A 3,575-nucleotide genomic window follows, 5' to 3' on the forward strand; every position below is an offset into this window, starting at 1 on the left:
AAATACTCTATACTAATTTAGTATAAAATAACCAAAAACGTTTTTGATCTGAAGTATTCAATAATAGGAAAATATTAATGTCTCATTATTATGATTCCTCAAGTATTAAAGTGTTAAAAGGACTAGATGCTGTACGTAAACGTCCAGGAATGTATATTGGTGATACCGATGATGGTACTGGTTTACATCATATGGTATTTGAAGTGGTAGATAATGCAATTGACGAAGCTCTTGCAGGATATTGCAAAGAAATAGTAGTAACTCTTCACGAAGATAATTCTGTTTCTGTCCAAGATAATGGACGAGGTATTCCTACAGATATTCACGCCGAAGAAGGAATATCTGCCGCAGAAGTAATAATGACAGTATTACACGCAGGTGGTAAATTTGACGATAACTCTTATAAAGTATCGGGAGGCTTGCATGGGGTAGGAATCTCTGTAGTAAATGCACTATCAGAAAAACTTGAGCTTATAATACAACGTGAAGGCAAAATACATAAACAAATTTATTACTCTGGCGTACCGAAATATCCATTAACTGTGGTAGGACAAACCACATATACTGGTACAACTATACGCTTCTGGCCTAATTTTCAAATATTTACTAATTATAAAGTATTCCAATACGATATTTTAGCAAAACGTTTACGTGAACTATCTTTTCTTAACTCTAGCATTTATATTCGCTTGCATGACTTACGTTACTCTAAAGAAGATAATTTTCATTATCAAGGTGGTATTAAAGCTTTTATTAAATATCTTAATCATAATAAAACACCAATTCATACTAATATTTTTTCTTTTTCTACCGAAAAAGATAGTATAAATGTAGAAATAGCTATGCAGTGGAATAATAGTTTTCAAGAAAAAATTTTATGTTTTACGAATAATATTCCACAGCAAAGTGGTGGTACTCATTTAGCTGGTTTTCGTGCAGCTATGACTCGTACCCTCAACTCTTATATTGATAAAGAAGGTTACAATAAAAAAACAAAAATTATCGTAACTGGCGAAGACGCTCGTGAAGGTTTAATCGCTATACTATCAGTTAAGGTACCAGATCCCAAGTTTTCTTCTCAGACTAAAGACAAACTAGTATCTTCGAAAGTTAAAGCAGTAGTCGAATCGTTGATGAACGAACGACTAGTTGAATATTTACTAGAATATCCTAACGATGCTAAAATTATAGTTAGTAAAATTATTGAAGCTGCCCGGGCTCGCGAAGCAGCACGCAAAGTACGAGAAATAACTAAACGTAAAGGAGCATTAGATTTAGCGGGTTTACCAGGTAAACTTGCCGACTGTCAGGAACGTGACCCTGCCTTATCTGAACTATATTTAGTTGAAGGTGACTCTGCAGGTGGTTCTGCTAAACAAGGTCGTAATCGTAAAAATCAAGCTATCCTACCGCTCAAAGGTAAAATACTTAACGTTGAAAAGGCTCGTTTTGAGAAAATGCTAACTTCTAATGAAGTCGCTGCATTAATTACTGCACTTGGTTGCGGCATCGGGAAAGATGAATATAATTCTGATAAGCTACGTTATCATACTATTATTATTATGACTGATGCTGATGTTGATGGCTCTCATATTCGTACTTTATTATTAACTTTTTTTTATCGTCATATGCCTGAAATAATTAATAATGGGCATATTTTTATCGCTCAACCCCCGCTATATAAGGTAAAAAAAGGTAAACAAGAGCAGTATATTAAAGATGACGATGCTATGAATCAATACCAAATATCACTAGCTATGGAAGGTGCTAAATTACATTTAAGTACATATATTTTATCTGGCCAAGCGCTAGAAGCACTGGTAATAGAGTATTATGTTGTACAAAAGATTATAAATCGCATGAAGCGTAGATTTCCGCATACATTACTAAAACAATTAATTTATCATCCTATGCTTACAGAAAACAAAATGAAAAATGCTACTTTTGTGACAAACTGGATAGCATCATTATCTAAAGTACTTAATGAGCAAAATAAGCATGGTATGAGTTATCGTTTTGAAGTAGAAGAAAACGAACGTCAGCTATTTGAGCCTCGACTATGGATACGAACTTACGGTATAGAAACTAATTATTTACTAGATTTAGATTTTATACATTGTAGTGAATATCGTCAATTAGCTCTACTAGGAGTAAAATTACACAATTTAATTAAGTCAGAAACTTATATTGAGCGTGGTGAACGTCGTCAGTTGGTTAGCACTTTTGAACAAGCAGTAAAATGGTTAGTAAAAGAATCATGTCGTGGTCTTACAGTTCAGCGTTATAAAGGTTTGGGAGAAATGAACCCCGAGCAATTATGGGAAACTACTATGAATCCAGAAAGCCGGAATATACTACGCGTAACAGTGAAAGATGCAATTAATGCCGATCATCTTTTTACTACCCTAATGGGCGATGCCGTAGAACCGCGGCGTACATTTATTGAAGAGAATGCACTAAAAGTTACTAATCTCGATATATAATTATTAATATCTTATTAACCAATTAGATTAATTTGTGCGCACGTAATTCATTTTTAAGATAAGCATAATAAATAGGCGCTGCAACTAAGCCTTCTATACCGAAGGCTGCTTCAGAGATAAGCATCGCAAGTAGTAGTTCCCAAGATTTAGCCTGAATACTATTACCCATTATTTCTGCATTGATAACATATTCCAACTTATGGATAAATATTAAGTATATCATCATAAATCCACCTACTGTCAAAGAGACAGAAAATGCAGAAATAATAATCATAAAATTAGAAATTAAATTACCAATAATAGGTAATAAACCAAAAATAAAAGTTAAGACAATAAGTGTCTTACCTAATGGCAAATTGATGCCGAAAAAAGGTAAACTGATTAGTATTATCATAGATGTAAGTAAAGTATTTACTAAAGATACTTTGATTTGAGCAAACACAATATGACGAAACGCTTGGGAAAGATAATGCAAACGAGCTAATAACTGATGAGTAAAATAAGTACTACTACTTGATGGTTTATTCAACGAAATTACGGCACCGATAATCAGCCCAATAAATATTGTTATTATTCCATGTAGGAAAGTACTACCCATATTACGAATAATAATTAGGTTAGATTCAATTAAGTTAAGAAGTTTATCTTTAAGTTCTTCTGCACTTTGGGGTAAAAATAATGGTGATAAAAAGTCTGGGATACGATTTTTAACATTAGAAAAAATTCGGTTAGTTTCCGCAATAATGTCAATACCGTGTTGGATATCTGATGTTAAGAAGCTTAAGAGTCTTATTATGCCTAACGTCATAGCAATTACTACAAAAATGGCAATAAGGGTAACTATAACCCAACGCGCCCAACCTATACCTACCAGACGCTCGAACCAAGGAGTCAGTGAAATAATAACTTCATAGGCTAGAAAACCAGCGATAAAACAAGGAAACAAATGTAAAGGTATTATGGTCGCGATACATAAAAACATTAACAGATAAGAGGTTGCTTTTAAATAAAGCTTATTTACAGTAGTCATTATTTATGATTTCCTATAATTTATAGTTAGCTTAACTACCATTTACGAAAATACTATTTATT

2 protein-coding genes are annotated in these 3,575 nt (G+C 33.1%); one reads left to right on the forward strand and one right to left on the reverse strand.

Going from position 1 to position 3,575, the window contains the following annotated elements; all coding sequences use genetic code 11:
• Positions 1 to 77: 77 nt before the first annotated feature.
• Positions 78 to 2,483 carry a DNA topoisomerase (ATP-hydrolyzing) subunit B gene (gene gyrB, locus CEX73_RS01300; protein ID WP_101626810.1) on the forward strand — a complete coding sequence of 802 codons (2,406 nt, stop codon included), beginning with the start codon at positions 78 to 80 and terminating at the stop codon, positions 2,481 to 2,483.
• A 22-nt stretch (positions 2,484 to 2,505) separates the two neighbouring features.
• On the opposite strand, the gene CEX73_RS01305 is transcribed toward gyrB, so the two are convergent.
• Positions 2,506 to 3,513: an AI-2E family transporter gene (locus tag CEX73_RS01305; RefSeq protein WP_101626811.1), complete on the reverse strand. Its 1,008-nt coding sequence runs from the start codon at positions 3,511 to 3,513 to the stop codon at positions 2,506 to 2,508.
• Positions 3,514 to 3,575: the final 62 nt, after the last annotated feature.

This window comes from Candidatus Palibaumannia cicadellinicola (assembly GCF_002855795.1).
In the GTDB taxonomy this organism is placed as follows: domain Bacteria; phylum Pseudomonadota; class Gammaproteobacteria; order Enterobacterales; family Enterobacteriaceae; genus Baumannia; species Baumannia cicadellinicola_C.